Raw genomic sequence first — 17967 nt, 5'->3', positions numbered from 1 at the left:
GTAGAAGTTGAAGCCGGCTTCAGGGCAAGGGCAGGTCAGTGGGGGAGCGGCCCGCCCGCCAGGACGATGACGACGCCGGCGGTGGCGGCGGCCAGCAGGGTGAGGACCGGGCCCCGGCGCAGGAGCAGGGTCAGGACGGCGGCGCCGGCCAGGACCACGTACTGCCACGGCTCGGTCAGGGCCCGGACCAGCGGGATCGTCGAGCCGAGGATGGCGCCGACGGCGGCGGGGGCGGCGCCGTCGAGGAAAGCGCGGACGCGCGGGTTGGCCCTCAGCTGGTCGAAGCGGTGGGCGCCGAGCAGGATGAAGGCGAACGACGGGCCGAATGCCACCACGGCCGCCAGCAGGCCGCCGGTCAGGCCGGCGGCGGCGAAACCGACCACGGCGACCGTGTGCACCACTGGGCCGGGGGTCACCTGGCCCAGGGCCACGGCGTTGAGGAATTCGGCGGCGGTCATCCAGTGGTAGTGGTGGACGGCGTCGGCCTGCATGAGCGGGATGATGACGAAGCCGCCGCCGTACGACAGCGCGCCCACCTTGAGGGCCACCCATGCCACCGAGAACAGGACGCCGCCGCCCAAGGTCGTCGCGGCCAGGAGAGGGAGGGCGCGCAGCGGATGGCCGCCCGGACCGTGGTCTCCGTCCCGGCGGTGAGCGGGGTCGCCGTTGGGGTTCGCGCCGGGCTGGGGACCGGTGCAGAGGTGCTGGGCCAGGATCTCGGCGAAGCCGCAGGCGATCAGCAGCAACACCAACCACGGGCCGATGGTGGCGGCGGCTGCTGTGCCCAGGAGCAGGTAGGCGGTCCAGCGGCGGCGGCTGCTCTGTTCCGCGGCTCGCTTCCAGCCCGGGGGCATCAAGGCTGTGCCGGCTTGGGCGGCCACCGCGGCCACGGCCGCGCCCGCGCCGGCTCCGGCCGCTACGACCCAGGTGGGCGGGTTGCCCAGGAACAGGGCCGACAACGCCAGGATGACGATCAGGCCGGGCAGGATGAAGGCGGCGCCGCCCACCAGCGCGCCGGGGCGGCCGCGGACGCGCCAGGCGCAGAAGATGGACAGCTGGGTCGAGGCGGGGCCGGGCAGCAGGTTGCAGGCGGCTATGGCGTCCTCGAACTCCTGCGGGGTCAACCAGCGGCGCTCGTCCACGCACAGCTTGCGGAGCAGGGCTATGTGAGTAGGTGGGCCGCCGAAACCCACGCAGCCGATGCGGCCCCACTCGCGCAGGACCGTCGTCAGGGACGCCTGGTGCATTCAGGTGCCGGCCGGCTGGAAGAGCTCGACCGGGTTGCCCGCCGGATCGTCCAGGACGATCTGCCGGCCGCCCGGGCCGCTCACCACATCGCTGCGGAAGACCACGCCGGCCGAGCGCAACCTGGTCACCTCGGCGTCGATGTCGTCGACCAGCAGGTGGATTCTGTTCCAGCCGCCCGGCTCGGGGCTGCGGCCGTCCGGCATGGGGCGGCCGGCCGAACTGGCCGGGCCGGACAGCAGCAGGCGCAGGTTGCCCCGCAGCACGTCGGCGAAGGCGGGCAGGAACGTCGTGTTCGAGGTGAAACCCAGGTGGCCGGTGTAGAAGTCGATCGCGGCCTGGACGTCGTCCACCAGGTAGCGGACGTGCACGGTGTTGCCGGTGATCATGACTTGCTCCCAGCGGGGAGGGTGTGCAGCAGGAAGGCGATGCGTGCGGTGAGGTCGTCGGCGATCCGTTCGAAGTCGGGAAGACCCGCGGGGTCCGGGAAGCTCCAGTGCACCCGCCGGCTCGGGCCGGGGAATTCGGGGCACACCTCCTTGACCCGGTCGCACAGGGTGATCACGTAGTCGAAGCGTTCGCCGGTGAACTCGCCGAGATGCTTGGGCCGGGCCGCCGACAGATCGATGCCGCGCGCGGCCATGACGGTCACCGCGTGCGGGTTGATCGGCTTGGGGCGGCTTCCGGCGCTGTACGTCTCGACGGCGCCCCCGGTGTGATGCCGGAGCAGGGCCTCGGCCATCTGGGAGCGCGCGCTGTTGCCGGTGCACAGGAACAGCACCCGCCCGCCCAGCGCGGGCGGGGTGGACGGCGGTGTCAGCGACAGGGCCGGGTGCAGCCCGGCCCCGGCGCCGGCCAGCAGGCTGGAGCACCGGGGCAGATCGAGCGAGTAATAGGTGTCGCGCCCGTCGGCGCTGCTGCGCCGGGCGGTCACCAGGGACGCCTTGCGCAGCTTGCCCAGGTGGTACGACACCAGGTTCTGCGGCTGGCCGAGCAGCGCCGTCAGCTCACGCACGGCCAGGTCGCCGCCCGCCAGCTCACCCAGCAGCCGCCACCGCACCGGGTGGCCGGCGGCGGTCAGGAAGGCTGGCACCAGCATGCCCGCAGATTACATCAAATGGATTTGATGCAATAGGTGGGTGGGCGGGGTGGGCTTTCAGTTGGCGGACGCCGGGGTGGTGGAGGCGGACGAGCCGACCAGCTGGAAGATGGCCACGCCGGGACCTTGGTAGAAGACCTTCCAGTCGGCCGAGGCGCGCAGGGCCGTCTCCAGCGACTGCATCGCGTCGTCCGGCTCCGTGCCGAAGTAGTCGGTGTAGTCGTCCATGGCGTCGCTGACCACCAGGTAGTTCGTCTTGTAGTTCATCGCCCGGATGTACGTCTCGATCTCCGGCAGCCGCGCCCCGGTGATGCTGTTCGTGAACAGCGGGTCGCCGACCAGCGAGATGTCCACCGACACGTGCCCCTTGTTGAAGGAGCCGTAGTTGCCCTCCAGCTTCGTCGGGAAGTTCGGCGCGACCAGGATCAGGCCCGAATCCGGTTCGGCGTGCTCGTAGAAGTAGTCCGCCGCCACGATGTCCGTGGCCCGCACCTGATGGACGTACAGCTGGCCTTGCAGTCCTTGCAGTCCGGCCAGCAGCAGCGCCGCCATCAGCAGGCCCGACACGATCATCGCCGGCACGCCCCGGCGGCCCTTGCCCGCCCAGAGGAGCCCCACCAGCAGTCCCACGAACGGCAGGGAGAACGCGAAGACCCGGTAGATCGCCTCGCCGCCGTAGTTGCCTCCGACCAGCGTCGCCATCGGGGCGAAGCCCAGCACCACCGGGATGAAGACCCGGCCGACCTTCTTGCGGGTCAGGAAGACCGCCAGCAGCGCCACCGCCCACAGGCCGATGGCCAGCACCCGGGACACCAGCGCCGAGAACTCCTGCTCCGGCGTGCCCCAGCTCTGCGCGTTGCCGCCCGCGTTCGTCAGGAAGTCGAGGCTGAACAGGGTGTACGTGCTGGCCACGGAGACCATGCGCGGGCCGATGAAGATGACCGCGATGGCGATCAGGCCGATCGTGAACCGCCACGGGCGTACGACGCCGAGGACCGTCAGGATGACCACCGGGATCATCATCACGACCGGGGTCAGCTGGTGCGACACCACGATCGCGCCGTAGATGCCGGCCGCGCCCAGCCCGGCCCAGAGGCGGGTGCGCTTGTCGGTCTCCATCGCGGCCGGCATGCCCCGGACGAGCCAGCGGCGCAGGCGGTCGACGCGGCCCTTGGGCTCACCCTCGAACGCCGGCACGACGACCAGCCAGCGGACCACCACGACGAAGAAGGCCAGCATGAGCGGGAAGACGAAGGCCTGCGGCGAGAAGTAGCCGATGTCCACCCACATCGTGGCCTGGAAGAGGAACACGCCGACCGCGATGATGCGGCGGTCGCGGGTGAACTGGCGCAGCAGGGCGGCCGTGATGACCGAGGTGACCAGCGCGAAGAACAGCGACGACCAGGCCGAGAACGAGATCGCGTCGACGCCGGAGACGTGCGAGATCATCGCGACCACGGCGAAGAAGCCGGGCCACTGCTGGTAGATGTCGCTGCCGCTGATCAGGTGGCCGTTGTCGCGGATCAGGTCGACCACGCCGATGTGCTTGTACGTCCAGGCGTACTCGGTCGTGCCGTCGAGCAGCGGGACCGTGGCCTGCATGATGACCGGGATGATGACCAGGTGGGCGGCCATCACGTACGGGCGGGCCCGGCCGAACAGCTCGACCGCGAAGCCGAGCAGCAGCAGCACGGCGCCGATCACGAACGGCACACCGAGGGCGGCCGTGAAGCCGTACAACCCGACCTGGTCCGGCTGAAGCGCGACCAGCGCCAGGATCCAGAGGCCGAGCCCGGCGGCCATGGTGAAGAACGGCAGCGCACGCAGCACCGGGCCGTTGTCGACGCGCTCGGCCGGCTGGCCGGCGCCGCGAGGCCGGGAGAAGCCGAGCCGGAAGAGCTGAACCGCCGACCCGACGAGCGTGGCTCCGGCGAGAAGACCGAGCCAGATGTACGGCTGCCAGAAGCGCAGCCAGAGCGGGATGACCGCGACGAACGTCGTCACCGTGAGCCCACCGGCCATGGTCAGCGCCCACGAGATCAGGCGGCTGCGCGTGTTCGCGACCGACATCAGGGCGGCGCCGGGGCCGATCAGGACGAACAGTACGAGCAGGGCGACCGAGGCCGGGCCGCTCACGGCCAGGCCGATCAGGCCGATCACCGCTGCGATCAAGCCGGCCACCGCGAACTCGGGCCGGTGGTCGGAGCTCACGTCGATGGTGGTCGTGCGGTCCAGCACCCGCTCGGCCGGGCCGCCGGTGGTGATCACCGGAGCCGGCAGCATGCGGGTCTCCGACTGGTCGTCGGGGCTGAGCGGGATGCGTACCGTCCGCTCGCCGACCTCCAGGCGGGTGGTGGCGTCCTTGTCGACCGAGGTGATCACCGCGGTGGCGTCGGTGTCACCGACCACGATGCGGACGGTGGCGTCCGGCTGGTCCGAGCGCGGTTGCATTACTTTCGGGCCTCCGTGTGTTTCGTGGCGGCGCGTCGCCCCTTGAAGTACGCCCGGGGCCCCGCGAGCATGCCGCGGCGGTTGGCCGAGAGAAGCTCCCGTGGGAAATCGTCGCGCAGGGTGGCCGTCCGCGGGGTGTCCTTGCCGGTCATGTCCCGCAGCGCGTGCGGCGCGAGCTTGAGCAGCGGGAAGATCAGGCCGGGGCGCTTCATCAGCAGGCTCGTGTACGCGGCCACCAGCCCCGTGCCGTATCCGACCATCTGCTTCTCGAGGCCCTGGTAGTCGCGGCGGTGGTAGTGCCGGGTGACCGCCGACGGCTGATAGACGATGGTGCCGCCGTTGAGCAGCACCTGGGTGAAGGCGAGCGTGTCCTCGGAGCCCATGGCCGGCGAGCCGGCGCCGAGCGCCGTGTCCCACATGCCGATCCGCTCGATGACGCCCGGCCGGAAGGTCATGTTGGCGCCGGTGGCGAACGGCGGCAGCGGGTAGAGCGGGCTCTGGAGGTGCGCGGTGTGCGGGCCGAAGGTGTCGGGCTTGAAACCGCGGCCCTTGCTGTGCCCGCCGAACTGCTCGAACCAGATCTGGGCGCGGGTCTCCAGCTCGGCCGGGACGATCACGCCGGAGATGACGTCGGCCTCGGGGTGCTCGTGCAGGGCGCGGGCGATCTCGGCCAGCCAGTTCTCGTCGGCCACCTCGTCGTCGTCGATCCAGGCCAGGATCTGCCCGGGTGCGGCCTTGGTGGCGGCGTTGCGGGCGTACGAGAGGCCGGCCCGCGGCTCCAGCAGATAGTCGACCGGGCCGCGCTGGGCGGCCGCGCGGACCACCTTCTCGGTGGCGCCGGTGACCGGCGCGTTGTCGACGACCAGGATGCGGAAGCCCGGGTAGTTCTGGGCGAGAAGGCTGTCCAGGCACTTCGCGAGCATCTCGGGGTGCTCCCGCGTGCAGATCACCACGGTGATGTGCGGGGCGGTGGCCAGGATCCGCCGGCGCGAGGTGAGGAACTCGTCGCCCCGGGCGCGGCCGATGGCGTCACCGAGCTCGGCCTCGATGGCGGAGGTCAAGGTCTCCGAATCAAGACCTTTCTCCGGTACGTCGACAAGAACGGTTCCCAGGGGCTGGGTGTACGACCGGACCAGCACCCAGGCCTGCTCGGCGCGCCGCCCGTCGGGCTGGATCGCCGGCACGGACGGGACCCCGTCGGCCAGGTCGACGTCGAGGACGACGGCGGGCAGGGTTCCGGTGCTCGTGGTGATGCTCATCGGGCCGGCTCCAGCTCAGCCTGGGGACGGCGCTTGGCGGCGACCGTCTCGACGACACCGCCCCAACCGGCGGCGAACACGCCGGCGACGATGCCGCCGGCGCGCAGGAACTCGCCCGTGCCGATGTTGCGCAGCACGGCCTTGGGAAGTGACCACAGGTACGACCGCTCGGCGCCGAGCGTCTCGCCGCCGTCGTGCAGCCCGGCCATCTGCACCTTGCCGCGCCCCTCGGCGTAGCAGCGGTGCACGAAGAAGCCGAAGGTGGAGCGCTGGGCCGGCACCTCGTGGCGGATGACCGCGCTCGGCACGTACATCCAGTGGCCGCCGTCGAGGGCGCTCATCCGCAGGCAGAGCTCGGTGTCCTCGGGACGGTTGCGGTCGCCCAGCTTGCCGAAGCCGACACGGAAGCCGCCGACGGCGTCGAAGACCGAGCGGCGCACGACCATGCTGGCCGACCAGACGTTGCGGATGGGCGAGGTGACGGTGGGCATGCCCGCGTACGAGCCGCCGACCGCCCAGAGGAACTCGTCGGGCATCCACCGGGGACGATCGTGCTCCCAGGCCGGCTCGATGCCGCCGCCGGTGCCGACCACGCGCGGGTCGGCGAACGGGGCGATCAGGTTCTCCAGCCAGTCGGGCTGGGCCGTGATGTCGTCGTCCATGAAGGCGACGAGGGGGGTGGTGGCGTGGAAGGCGCCGGTGTTGCGGTTGCCGGAGACGCCCTGCGCGTACGCGTTCTCGAGCACTGTCACGCCGGGCAGGTCGCGCTGGATGCGGCGGAACAGCTCCGGGTTGTGATCGACGACCACGATCACCTCGGCCGGCTCGAACCGCTGCGACTTGGCGCAGGCGATGGTCCGGACGAGGGAGGACCAGCGTTCCTCGGTGTGCGTCGGTATGACGATCGACGTGGCGAGAAGGGGAGCGGAAAACACGGGGAGATCTCCTGAGACCGTGGGGGGCTGGAGAGAGGGCCTTTAGTCCGGTTAAGGCGGCGGGTGGGGGCTGGAGGACGGTCAGTCTTCGAGGACGGGGGTCTGGATCTCCCGGGTGGACGCGCCGACCTCCCGCTGCGGGGCGGGGTTGCTGTGCTGGTGGACGATCACGCCGCCCGGACGGCGGGCGCCCTTGCCGCTGGCGCCGCGCATGCGGCCGTACTCGCTGAAGATGGTCCGCAGCACGCGGAAGCCGTCCCGGAAGGTGTTGAGGTTGGTCTCGCCGTGGATGCGGCGGTGCTCGATGCTGCCGACCTCGCCGACCTTCATGCCGTCGACCGCGGCCCGGATGTTGATCATCGTCTCGATCTCGAAGCCGTCGCCCCACAGCTTCGTGCCGTCGGTCGGCCTCGGCAGGCGGATGTCGGGCAGGTCGAGCACCGGCACCACGCTGCGCCAGAACGCGTTGTAGCCGTAGCAGAGGTCGGTGAACTTCGTACCGAACAGTACGTTGACCACCAGATTGAGCCCGTCGTTGCCGAGCTTGCGCAGTTTGGTGATGTCGTGGCTGAAACCGCCGTGGTTGAAGCGGGAGCCCTTCACGAAGTCGGCGCCGGCCACCAGCTTGGCCACGAACAGCGGGATCTCGGCCGGATCGGTCGAGCCGTCGGCGTCGATCATCACGATGATGTCGCCTGTGCAGGCAGCGAATCCGCAGGCGAGCGCGTTGCCCTTGCCGGTGCGGGTCTGGTGCACCACGACCACGTCGGGCCGCAGCTCGCGGGCCACCTCGACGGTCCGGTCGACCGATCCGCCGTCCACCAGCACCACCTCGGTGATGTCCGCCGGCAGCTTGGCGAACACGTGAGGCAGGTTGCGCTCCTCGTTCAGGGTCGGAATCACGACACTCACGCTCGGTGATGTGCGTCCGTCACCCTTCGTGTTGTTGGTGGAAGCGGAAATATCCATGTCGGTCCCTTTCCGGGGCGGCCGTGGCGGCAAGAGGCGTAAGGAACTCGCTTCTGTCGCCCCACCGTAGCAAGCAGCTACGAAGCGTCAACCGACCGAAGAGACGGCGGGATTACGACTGTCTGTGCGCCCGCTGTGAGGCGGTTGAACTCGATGAATACGCTCCGGCATCACGCTACGACTTTGGTCACATTCTCACCGTGGGTAACGGACACCAAGATCGAGTTCGACAGGTACCGCGCGAAAGTCGCGGACCTCGCTTTCCCCTCCGGACCACCCACCGGGGGCGGAAAGAAAAATGTCGGATTACTCCGCGTGAAATTCGTCACCGAACGTCGACATCACTGTCCGTGAAGTCTCGGTTGCGAGCCGGTTGCGCCGTACCCCCGACACGACCCCGCCCGGGGCCACCGGAAGCCCCAGTTGTGGGTACTGTCCCGTAGATTCCGAGCGCGATTACTTTGGGTGAGGCGATGAACACTGAGGAAGCCGTGTGTGTCTGCGGGCATCCGCGTCAGGCGCACGAGCACTACCGCCCCGGATCCGAGTGCTCGCTGTGCGATACCGCGGGCTGCCCGCGTTTCCGGCGTGTGACGTGGTGGCGGCGTCTTCTCGGCCGGAGCTGAGCGGCCGCCTCGCGCGTGCGAATGCCTACTAGATCTGTAGGCTAAGTCTCACTTGAGACCCGCTCGTGGAGAGGGACTGCCATGCCGCTGCCCGATTTCTTGATCGCCGGGGTGCCCAAGGCGGGAACGACCGCGCTGCACGCCGCACTGGTCCAGCATCCGGACCTGTTCCTGCCGACGGTCAAGGAGCCCAAGTTCTTCCTCTCCGACGGCCCGCCGCCCACCACGGGCGGCCCGGGTGACGTGCAGACGTACCAGGAGCACGTCTGGCGCCAGGAGGAGTACGAGGCCCTGTTCGCCCCCGCGCCGCCGGCCGCCACGCTGGGCGAGGCCACGCCCTTCTACCTGTACGACCTGAAGGCGCACGAGCGCATCAAGGCGCTCGTCCCGTCGGCCCGCCTGATCATCCTGCTGCGCGACCCGGTCGACCGGGCCCACTCGAACTGGACGCACCTCTGGAACGCCGGCCTCGAGCCGGAGGCCGACTTCCTCACCGCCTGCCGGGCCGAGGAGTCGCGCAAGGCGGCCGGCTGGGCCGACTTCTGGCATTACGTCAGCCTCGGCAAGTACGGCGAGCAGGTGCGCCACCTCTACGAGCACTTTCCCCGCGAGCAGGTGCTGCTGATGCGCTATCGCGAGCTCAAGGACGACCCGGCGGCCGCGCTCGACCGGGTCTGCTCGTTCCTGGGCGTCGCCACCGGAGTGCTGACCTCGATCCCGCGCGAGAACGTCAACCGGCACGTGGTCGAGGACGACGACCTGAACCGGATCCTGCGCTATCTTCTGCGCACCGGCGGAACCTTCGGGCATCACTTCCCGGTGCCGTTGCGGCTCGCCGCCCGTGGGCCGCTGCTCACGCTGCTGCACCGCAAGAAGGGAGCCCGGCCGGTGACCACGCCGCAGGAGCGTGCCGCCCTGCTGCCGTCGTTCGTTGACGACATCGCGCTGCTGAGTGAGGTGACGGGGGAGAGCTATGACGACTGGCTCTCCGTCGACCGACACGCGGGCGCCGTCTAATCCCCATCTTCTCCATAGACAATGCATACTTGTGCGCAGTCTGACGCCGCGCCGAAGGAGTCGCCGTGACCACCGGAATCTCGATGCTCCCGCTACCTCGCTGGGACGACTCCACCGTCGTGGTCGAGCCTCCGGGTGAGGAACCGGGCGCCTGGGCCGGCGCGCCCAGCTCGATCGTGGTGGACGGCCGGTTCTACCTGGCCTACCGCCTGCGCCTGCCGATCGGCGAGGGCCGCGGCATCGCCAACGTGATCGCCGCCTCCGACGACGGGGTGAGCTTCATGCCGGTCGTCGAGGTGACCAAGGAGCAGTTCGGGGCCGAGTCGCTCGAGCGGCCCGCCATCGTGCACACCCCCGACGGCCAGTGGCGGCTCTACGTCAGCGCCGCCACGCCCGGCACCAAGCACTGGCGGGTCGAGCTGCTCGAGGCGGCCACCCTCGCCGGCCTGGCCACGGCCACGCCGCGCACGGTTCTGGCCGGCGACGACACCGTGGGGGTCAAGGACCCGGTGCTGCACCACGACGAGCACGGCTGGCACCTGTGGGCGTCCGTGCATCCGCTGGAGAGCTGGGACGACGCCGACCGCATGACCACCGAGTACGCGACCAGCCCCGACGGCGTGCACTGGACCTGGCGGGGCACGGCGCTGGCCGGCCGGCCGGGGGAGTGGGACGCCCGCGGCGTGCGGGTCTCCTCGGTGCAGGTCACCGGCGACGAGATCACGGTCGCGTACGACGGGCGGGCGACCGCCGGCGAGAACTGGGAGGAGCGCACCGGTCTCGCGCGCGGCAAGCGCCTGGCCGACGGGAGCTTCGGCGAGCTCACCGCCGAGGACCGCGAGCCGCTGGGCAGCCCGCACGAGCCGAACGGCCTGCGCTACCTGAGCCTGGTCGCCCTGCCCGGCGGCCGGCAGCGGGTCTACTACGAGGCCACCCGGGCCGACGGAGCTCACGATCTTCGTACCGAATTGTTCTGATGTGGTGAGAGCGCGATCACGATCCACGGGGTCTGAGCCCTTGGATCGATCTTGATGCTCTACCTTCGTTGGTGACGCCAGGTGCGTGCGGAAAACGGCCGCACCGTCGATGTCGGGGCCGCCCTCACAAGGGGCGGCTTCGTCATTTCCCGCGCCACTGCACCCGTACGGCAACCATGATTTTCCTGTCCTGAACCAGGCCCCGGCCGATGGGGCCAACCGCTCGGCAACCTCCGACGGTTCAGGAGAGATCAGTGGTTCTTGCAACGGCTTCGAAGGAACAGCCCTTCTTCATCGAGTCGGGATGCGACGTCACCGACCCCAGGATCCTGGTGGCGGACGACGACGAGGACATCCGTGAGATCGTCGTGGCGAAGCTCGTCGCCGCCGGCTACAACGTCATCACCACCGACAACGGCAGCAGCGCTCTGCACCTGGTCCAGGCCGAACAGCCCGACATGGTCATCCTGGACGTGTCCATGCCCGGCATGGACGGCCTCAGCGTCTGCTACGAGCTGCACTCCAAGGCGGCCACCGCGCAGATCCCCGTGCTGATGATGAGCGGCCGCGACCGTCCCCTCGACATCGACCTGGGCCTCACCGTGGGCGCCGACGACTATCTGGTCAAGCCGTTCAGCCCGGCCGAGCTCGTCCGCCGGGTGCGCTGGCTGCTCATCGCGAACGCGGACTGACCGTCCGCAGGAAGGCGGTCAGCGCCTGGCGGTAGGGCTCGACCGTGGTCAGATCGGCGTACTCGTCCGCGCCGTGCTGCCCGTCCCCGCCCGGCCCGAAGATCACCGCGTCGATCCCGTGCGCGTAGTAGAAGCGCCCGTCGGCCGCGCCGTGCTTGCGCAACAGCGTTCCCGGGAACCCCACATCCCGGACGACCTGGCGCAGCTGCCCGACGTCGTCGCTGTCCGGATCGGCGCGGTGCGGCGCCCCGAGCGCCCGCACTTCGACGTCGACCCCCGTGACGGCACGCAGATGCTCGGCCACTTCTTCCTTCGTACGCCGGTCGAAGTCGGCGTCCCCGGGCGGGAAGCGGAGGTCGATCCAGGCCTCCGCCTCCGCCGGCACCTGGTTGACGGCCCGGTTGCCGGTCTCGATCCGGGCCACGTTGGCGGTGGTCCGCCAGGCCTCCTCGGCCGGCGAGGGATAGCGCTCCAGCAGCCTCTGGACCCCGGCCATGACGGCCACGACGGCGTTCTCGCCCAGCCACGGATAGGCGGCGTGCGCGGCCCGGCCGGTGGCCCGCAGACGCACGTGCGCCAGCCCCTTCGACTCGGTGACGACCTGGAGCCGGCTCTGCTCGCCGATCACCACGAACCCGGCCCGAACACCCCGATCGACCTGGTGTCCCGTGCCGTCGAACCCGCCCACCTCCTCGTCGGTGACGAGCTGAAGACCCAGGGGGTACGGCACGGAGCGCGCGAGCTCGCGGAAGACGGAAGCCATGACGATCGCCGCGACCTTCATGTCCTGCGCGCCGCGCCCGTACAGCCGCTCCCCGTCACGCCGGGGCGTGAACTGCCCGTCGGCCCCCGGCACCACGTCGAGGTGGGCGTTGAGCATCACCCGGAACGGCCCGCTCGACCCCTCGGTGCGCACCAGCGCGCTCGGCTTGCCGCTCGACGCGAACCGCTCGACCGTGAAACCGGGCCCCACCACCCCGAGCACGAACGTGAGCGCCCGCTCCAGCTCGTCCGGCCGGTCGGCGGTGGACCGGATCGCGATGAGATCGGCGGCCAGATCGACGAGTTCCTCCATCAGCTCACGTTAGTGCGTGTCGTGGCTGTGCAGGTGACGGCCCGGGTGGCCGTGGAAGAGCAGGCAGCGGCGGTCGTCGGCCGGATCGCGCTCGGCGCCGCACAGCGGGATCGGGTTGATCTCGGAGGCGGTCAGCGACCACTGCACCCACCAGCCGGTGCCGTGCGCCTGCTGGGCCAGGCCGGCGTGCGGGCCCGGATGGGGATGTTCGAGCTCGCAGTGCAGCACCCGGTCGAGGGCGTGCGCCGGCGGTGGCAGCCGGCTCAGCCAGCCGACCTGGGCGTGGTCGAGCTCGATGCGGGCCGGGCAGCGGCTGGCGTCGGCCGCGGCCAGGCTGGTGACGTACGTCCCGGCGCCCTTGCGCGAGGCGATCAGGCCCTCGGTGCGCAGCAGGCGCAGGGCGCTCTGGATGGTCGCGCGGGCCACCTGGTGCTCGGCGGCCAGCACGTGCTCGGAGGGCAGCTTCCCGCCCACCGGCAGGTGACCGGTGACGATCTCGTGGCGGATCTCGGCGGCGATCTGCTGATACGGCGCGAGGATGTCGACGGTCGGCATCTAAAGATGCTGCGTGGCTGGTCAGGTGCAGACAAGTACGCAGGCGCGTGCCCCTTGCGCGATCGTCCCTACGCGGTTTCAGAAGGTGAAAGGACGGGTGAGGGGCGGCACAGTAACGCGGTAGTGGCGTTTTCGGCCCGGACGGCCCGGGTACCGCCATCCGAAGATCAGTGGGGATGGTGGGGTGGATGCGGACGCTGGGCGGGCGATATCAGCTCGTGCGACGGATCGGCGTCGGCGGCATGTCGGAGGTGTGGCGCGGGCACGACCAGGTGCTCGACCGGCCGGTCGCGGTGAAGATCATGGCGCCCGCGGTCGAGGGGACCTTGGGCCAGGTGGGCGTCGACCTGGTGCGCACCGAGGCCCGGTCGGCGGCCCGGCTGGCGCACCCGAACGTGGCCGGGGTGCACGACTTCGGCACGTCGCCCGCGGTGGGGGAGGGGCGCGACGTCCCGTACATCATCATGGAACTGGTCGAGGGCCAGACGCTGAGCGCGCACATCGCGGCCGGCCCGATCGACTGGCGCATCGGGGTGCGCATCTGCGCCGAGGTGGCGGCCGCGCTGGCCGCGGCGCACGCCGAGAAGGTGGTGCACCGCGACATCAAGCCCGGCAACGTCATGCTGACCCCGGCCGGGGCGAAAGTCCTCGACTTCGGCATCGCGGCCGCCGTCGGCACCCACGACCCCGACCCGGACGGCCCGGTGATGGGCACGCCGGCGTACGTCGCCCCCGAGCGCTTCGAAGGTTGCCCGGCCACGCCGGCCTCGGACATGTTCGCGCTGGGCGTCCTGCTCTACCTCTGCATCGCCGGCCACCTGCCGTGGCGGGCCGAGACCCCGACCGAACTGGTGCACGCGCAGCGCTACAACGACCCGATTCCGCTGCCCGAGTCCGACGGCCTGCCGCCGGAGGTGGTCGACCTGTGCTCGCGCTGCCTGGACCGCGACCCCGAGCACCGCCCGACCGCGCTGGTGGCGGCACTGTTGCTGGCCGAGGCGGTGGACGCCCGTGTCTACGTACCCATGCAGGAGGTCGACCTCTCGCCACCGCGGCCGAAGGTCTCGCCGTGGGACGCCCAAGCGGCCGACGCGCCCACATCGGTCGCGGTGCCGCCGGAGCCGGTCGCGGTGCCGCCGGAGTCGGTCGCGGGGCCGTTGGACGAGGAGCGCGCCGGCCGTCACCGCGCGGAGTGACTCGTCTCGCAATACTTGCCTCTGACGTCAACGAGAGGTTTTAGCGTTGACAGCATGCAGATCAACGGCAGCACAGCCCTCGTCACCGGCGCCAACCGCGGCCTCGGCAAGGCCTTCGCCGAGGCCCTCCTGGCCCGCGGCGCCACGACCGTCTACGCCAGCGCCCGCAACCCCGACCGCATCGACATCCCCGGCGTGGTCCCGCTGCGCCTGGACATCACCGACGCGGCGTCGATCGAGGCCGCGGCCGCCGAGGTGGGCAACCTCGACATCCTCGTCAACAACGCCGGCATCTCCACGGACGCCCCGCTGCTGGGCCCGTCGACGGACAACATCCGCCGCGAGTTCGAGACAAACTTCTGGGGCACCCTCAACGTCACCCGAGCCTTCGCCCCTCGCTTGTCCGGCGGCGCCATCCTCAACGTCATCTCGGCCTTGAGCTGGTACGCCTTCGCCCCGAGCAGCAACGGCTACGCCGCCTCGAAGGCCGCCGAGTGGTCCCTGACGAACGGCATCCGCCTGGAACTGGCCGACCAGAAGACCCAGGTCACGGCCTTGGCCCTGGCCATCGCCGACACCGACATGATGGCCGGCTACGACATCCCCAAGCTCCCGCCCATCGAGGTGGTCACCCAGGCCCTGGACGGCTTGGAGGCGGGCAAGCTCGAGGTGATCGCCGACACCCCCACCGCTAACGTCAAGGCCTCCCTGTCCAAGGACCCGGCCCTCTTCTACGCCGACATCGCCGGCGCCCTTTTCGGCTGACACCACCGGCCGCGGCCTCGTGGGGCCGCGGCCATCCAGAAACGAGACCCAACTCCTCTCGGCAAAGCATCAGCGGCATGTTTCATTCGTCGGCGGAGATGGCCCCGGTCACGTTTTCATTGTCGCCGATAATTTCGCGATGACACTGCCGGATAATGTGCGACAGAAATTGCGCGCCGCCGACCGGAGCTATGCGAGGCCCCCGATATAGAATGGCCCGACCGGCGTTCACGGGCGACGCGTGAGAATCCACTCAGCCCAGTGGACTCGGCCCGCGCGGCGACTTTCGCCGGACCCTTCGGCCGGCGCGGCGTCATCGCCTCGATCCGCACCACCACCTCGCCCCGAACCGTCGACTCGGGCCGCCTTGCCGTCTCAGCCTCAACGGCCGGCTCGGCCCGCACCTCCGCCTCGGGCGGGGTGGCCGGCTCGATCCGGACTGCCTGCTCGGCTTGCGTGGCCGGCTCTGTCCGGACTGCCTGCTCGGCTTGCGTGGCCGGCTCTGTCCGAACTGCCTGGCCGGCCTGGGCGGCTGGCTCGGCCCGCACCACCGTGTCGGCCTCGACCGGCCTCTTCGGGCAACTGGCCTGCGAAGTTTGCGGCACACCGTCGGGGCGGGAAGCGGTCATCGGGCGCCGCACCCAGCTGATCTCGTCATCCCAGACCAGCGGGGGTATCCGCTCGGTCGAATCATGCAGACCCAACTCACCGCACAACCGCGAACAACCATGCAGCCGACACAACTTCAACGCATGGCGTCGTTTAAGACCCCATCGCCGCCGCTCATCCTGACCACGCCGGAACTCCACCATCTCCGGCGAATGACTCGGCACGCCCGACCAATCCCGCATAGAAGCAATAACCGATCTCGAAAAGAACCCCAGCTGCGCCATGAGTCATTATCCCGCACCCCGAAGATCGACAGCAAAGAAACGATCACGGTAATTGAAATAACGCAGGTTGAGTAAATGACGTGCACATCCGTATTGAGGAACATCGCGCCAGTGCTCATCGGGTTTGTCGTCGGCCGCGTCTGCTCGGGCGCGTGATTCCTCGGTGTCACGGGGTGCTCCCGTCACCGCCGTCCGGGCCCAGCCGGCCGAGTGAGGTCACTACCACGCTGGACGTTTCGCCTATCTACGTATGAAGACGGCGAGCAGATCTTGACGTCGAGGGCAATGGGTACGGGTGGCGCGGTGGTTCATCCACGACCGCTCGCTGCTCTCGCGGCTTGTCACCGAAGCCGAGCTCGAACGGCAGACGAAAGCCTGAGCGTGTGCAGGCGTGTGGCAGGGTGATTCTTCGTGATCGATGAGTTTGCGAAGGAGTACCTGCATGGTGAGCTTCGTGACGCTCGTGAAGTGATGTTGTGGAAGCTTGACGGGCTTTCCGAGCACGACGTCCGGCGGCCCCTCACCTCCACCGGCACCAATCTTCTCGGGCTGGTCAAGCATCTCGCGCACACCGAGGCCCGGTACTTCGGCGAGGTCTTCGGGCGGCCGCCCGCCGAGCCCCTGGCTCCGTGGGACGACGAGCGGGTGTGGCAGGACTCCCACCGGCCCGCTGAGTTCGAGACCCGTGCGGAGATCGTCGGCCGGTATCGGGGCGCCTGGGCGCACTCCGACGCCACCATCGACGCCCTCGCCGTTGATGCTCCGGGGCTGGTGCCGTGGTGGCCCCGGCCCGCCGTCAAGCTGTTCAATGTTCTGGTTCACGTTCTCACTGAAACCAGCCGGCATGCCGGGCATGCCGACATCCTGCGTGAACAGCTCGACGGCTCCACCGGCTAGTGCGGTGTCCACGAACGTTTGCCGGGTGGGTTCCGGTGGTGTTGTGGATCCTCGCCCATGAGTGTGGACGAGCGACTCCCCACCGGTATGGGTGGGGCGGGCCTCCGCCGGCCAACTGACCCTGCTGCCGCTGTCCGGGGTGGGTGGCGGCGGGGGTCACGCCGGGCCGTGAGGACACCGGGCAGGTGTCGTCCGGCTCGACGGTGCGTGACTGCACTCATGTGAGCGGGTGCGGTGGTGGTGACGCTGCCCGGGGTTCGGGCGGCGATGGTGAACGCCGCGGCGAGGTCGCGATGCCCGGCGAACTGACAATGCCGGCAGGTCATGGTCCTGCCGCGTGGTTTGGTGATCTTCTTGCGGCAGTGTGGGCAGGTCGAGGAGGTGCCGCGTTCGTCGACCAGGTGCACTTGGATTCCGGCCATTGCGGCTTTGTCTTGCAGGATTTGCAGGGTGCGGCCGATCTGCCACTGCCGCAGCCGCAGGTTGTGCCGCCGCCCGGCCGGCAGATCGAGCACACCGCGGGGATCGCCGACGGTCAGGGTGCCGATCTGCTGTTCGACGGCCCACCCGACGACCGTCTTGGCGGCCTCGTGCAGGGCCTGCTGGACGCGGCGGCGGTGCCGGCCTTCGACCAGCCGGGCGCGGCGGCGGGTCTTACGCCAGCGCCGCGATCCGCGCTGGCCTTTGCTGGGTGCCCGGGTGGCGGTGGCGCGGCGGCGGGCTTTGGTGTCGGCCAGATGCAGGCGGTGTTCGGCGCGGATGGCCCGGCCGGAGACCAATAGGGCGTGCCCGTCGCGGGTGGCGACGGCGAACGGGTGGATGATCCCGCAATCGACTCCGGCGACGCGCCTGGGATCAGGTCGCTGCCCGGCCGGATACGTGGCGACCGGGAGTTCGGCGGTGACGTCGACGCTCAGTCGGCCGTCGGCGAACAGCAGGGTCACCGACCGCACCGTCTCGACCGGATACGGCACCGCCCGATCCAGCCGCAGCAGCAACGCCTGGCAGCCCCGGGCGACCGGTAGCCGCAGGCGGTGTCCGTCAAGGCCGAAGGTGCCGTGGTACCAGCGGATCGGCATCAACGAGCGCCGGCGGCGCGGATACCGCACCTCGAGGGCGCCGGCTTTGCGGCGGGCGGCCGCGGAGAACCAGGCATCGGAGTAACGCCGTAGCACCGACCGGGCGCCCACGCTGTCGAGTTCACCGAACGTGCCGGGCCCGGACTGGGCCAGCAGCCGGCACAGCTGTTGATAGCCCGCCGCCGGGGCGTCCCACGCCGGCGCCGCCAGCCGTTGACCTCCAGCACGCAGGCCCAC

The 17967-nt window shown here is 70.1% G+C and carries 16 protein-coding genes and 1 pseudogene; 6 read left to right on the top strand and 11 right to left on the bottom strand.

The window, feature by feature from the left end:
* Positions 1 to 35: 35 nt before the first annotated feature.
* The 7 genes from chrA to ACFY36_RS06825 form a co-directional block, all read right to left on the bottom strand.
* Positions 36 to 1247 (bottom strand): chromate efflux transporter, encoded by a 1212-nt coding sequence (gene chrA, locus ACFY36_RS06855; protein WP_499744960.1) that lies wholly within the window; start codon positions 1245 to 1247, stop codon positions 36 to 38.
* Complete coding sequence (locus ACFY36_RS06850) at positions 1248 to 1634, bottom strand: VOC family protein (protein WP_499744959.1); 387 nt, start codon at positions 1632 to 1634, stop codon at positions 1248 to 1250.
* The gene (locus ACFY36_RS06845) at positions 1631 to 2344 is read right to left on the bottom strand and encodes an arsenate reductase/protein-tyrosine-phosphatase family protein (protein ID WP_499744958.1); all 714 of its coding nucleotides are present in this window, start codon (positions 2342 to 2344) and stop codon (positions 1631 to 1633) included. The genes ACFY36_RS06850 and ACFY36_RS06845 overlap by 4 nt, the downstream gene beginning before the upstream one ends.
* A gap of 57 nt (positions 2345 to 2401) precedes the next feature.
* Positions 2402 to 4795 carry a hypothetical protein gene (locus ACFY36_RS06840; RefSeq protein ID WP_499744957.1) on the bottom strand — a complete coding sequence of 798 codons (2394 nt, stop codon included), beginning with the start codon at positions 4793 to 4795 and terminating at the stop codon, positions 2402 to 2404.
* Positions 4795 to 6054, bottom strand: a complete 1260-nt coding sequence (locus ACFY36_RS06835) for a glycosyltransferase family 2 protein (RefSeq protein WP_499744956.1) — start codon at positions 6052 to 6054, stop codon at positions 4795 to 4797. The genes ACFY36_RS06840 and ACFY36_RS06835 overlap by 1 nt, the downstream gene beginning before the upstream one ends.
* On the bottom strand, positions 6051 to 6989 hold the full coding sequence (locus ACFY36_RS06830) for a glycosyltransferase family 2 protein (RefSeq protein WP_499744955.1): 939 nt from the start codon (positions 6987 to 6989) through the stop codon (positions 6051 to 6053). Before ACFY36_RS06830 ends, ACFY36_RS06835 begins: the two co-directional genes overlap by 4 nt.
* Before the next feature lie 81 nt (positions 6990 to 7070).
* Positions 7071 to 7892 carry a glycosyltransferase family 2 protein gene (locus tag ACFY36_RS06825; protein WP_499744954.1) on the bottom strand — a complete coding sequence of 274 codons (822 nt, stop codon included), beginning with the start codon at positions 7890 to 7892 and terminating at the stop codon, positions 7071 to 7073.
* A gap of 773 nt (positions 7893 to 8665) precedes the next feature.
* Here ACFY36_RS06825 and ACFY36_RS06820 point away from each other — a divergent pair.
* The 3 genes from ACFY36_RS06820 to ACFY36_RS06810 all read left to right on the top strand — a co-directional run bounded on the left by ACFY36_RS06820 (position 8666) and on the right by ACFY36_RS06810 (position 11270).
* Complete coding sequence (locus ACFY36_RS06820; RefSeq protein ID WP_499744953.1) at positions 8666 to 9601, top strand: sulfotransferase family protein; 936 nt, start codon at positions 8666 to 8668, stop codon at positions 9599 to 9601.
* A 65-nt stretch (positions 9602 to 9666) separates the two neighbouring features.
* Positions 9667 to 10578: a hypothetical protein gene (locus ACFY36_RS06815; protein ID WP_499744952.1), complete on the top strand. Its 912-nt coding sequence runs from the start codon at positions 9667 to 9669 to the stop codon at positions 10576 to 10578.
* Between the two features lie 254 nt (positions 10579 to 10832).
* Complete coding sequence (locus ACFY36_RS06810) at positions 10833 to 11270, top strand: response regulator transcription factor (protein WP_499744951.1); 438 nt, start codon at positions 10833 to 10835, stop codon at positions 11268 to 11270.
* Here the strand turns inward: ACFY36_RS06810 and ACFY36_RS06805 are convergent.
* Positions 11251 to 12345, bottom strand: a complete 1095-nt coding sequence (locus ACFY36_RS06805; protein ID WP_499744950.1) for a M20 family metallopeptidase — start codon at positions 12343 to 12345, stop codon at positions 11251 to 11253. The two genes, ACFY36_RS06810 and ACFY36_RS06805, sit on opposite strands and share 20 nt — an antisense overlap.
* 9 nt (positions 12346 to 12354) lie before the next feature.
* Positions 12355 to 12900, bottom strand: a complete 546-nt coding sequence (locus ACFY36_RS06800; RefSeq protein WP_499744949.1) for a GntR family transcriptional regulator — start codon at positions 12898 to 12900, stop codon at positions 12355 to 12357.
* Between the two features lie 188 nt (positions 12901 to 13088).
* On the opposite strand from ACFY36_RS06800, the gene ACFY36_RS06795 reads away from it, so the two are divergent.
* Both ACFY36_RS06795 and ACFY36_RS06790 read left to right on the top strand, forming a co-directional pair.
* Positions 13089 to 14096, top strand: coding sequence for a serine/threonine-protein kinase (locus ACFY36_RS06795; RefSeq protein WP_499744948.1), 1008 nt, complete (start codon positions 13089 to 13091; stop codon positions 14094 to 14096).
* Positions 14097 to 14150: 54 nt separating this feature from the next.
* Positions 14151 to 14861, top strand: coding sequence for an SDR family oxidoreductase (locus tag ACFY36_RS06790; RefSeq protein ID WP_499744947.1), 711 nt, complete (start codon positions 14151 to 14153; stop codon positions 14859 to 14861).
* A 116-nt stretch (positions 14862 to 14977) separates the two neighbouring features.
* On the opposite strand, the gene ACFY36_RS06785 is transcribed toward ACFY36_RS06790, so the two are convergent.
* Entirely contained in the window at positions 14978 to 15754 is a 777-nt protein-coding gene (locus ACFY36_RS06785) for a hypothetical protein (protein ID WP_499744946.1), read from the bottom strand.
* A gap of 411 nt (positions 15755 to 16165) precedes the next feature.
* Here ACFY36_RS06785 and ACFY36_RS06780 point away from each other — a divergent pair.
* Positions 16166 to 16648: pseudogene (locus tag ACFY36_RS06780) on the top strand (DinB family protein); the annotation flags it as partial.
* On the opposite strand, the gene ACFY36_RS06775 reads toward ACFY36_RS06780, so the two are convergent.
* Positions 16648 to 17967, bottom strand: coding sequence for an RNA-guided endonuclease InsQ/TnpB family protein (locus tag ACFY36_RS06775; protein ID WP_499744945.1), 1320 nt, complete (start codon positions 17965 to 17967; stop codon positions 16648 to 16650). The pseudogene ACFY36_RS06780 and the gene ACFY36_RS06775 sit on opposite strands and share 1 nt — an antisense overlap.

It is taken from the genome of Actinoplanes sp. NPDC000266, assembly GCF_042899005.1.
Lineage (GTDB): Bacteria > Actinomycetota > Actinomycetes > Mycobacteriales > Micromonosporaceae > Actinoplanes.
The sequence above is the reverse complement of the archived record's forward strand: the minus strand, read 5'-3'. Positions and strand labels throughout refer to the sequence as shown.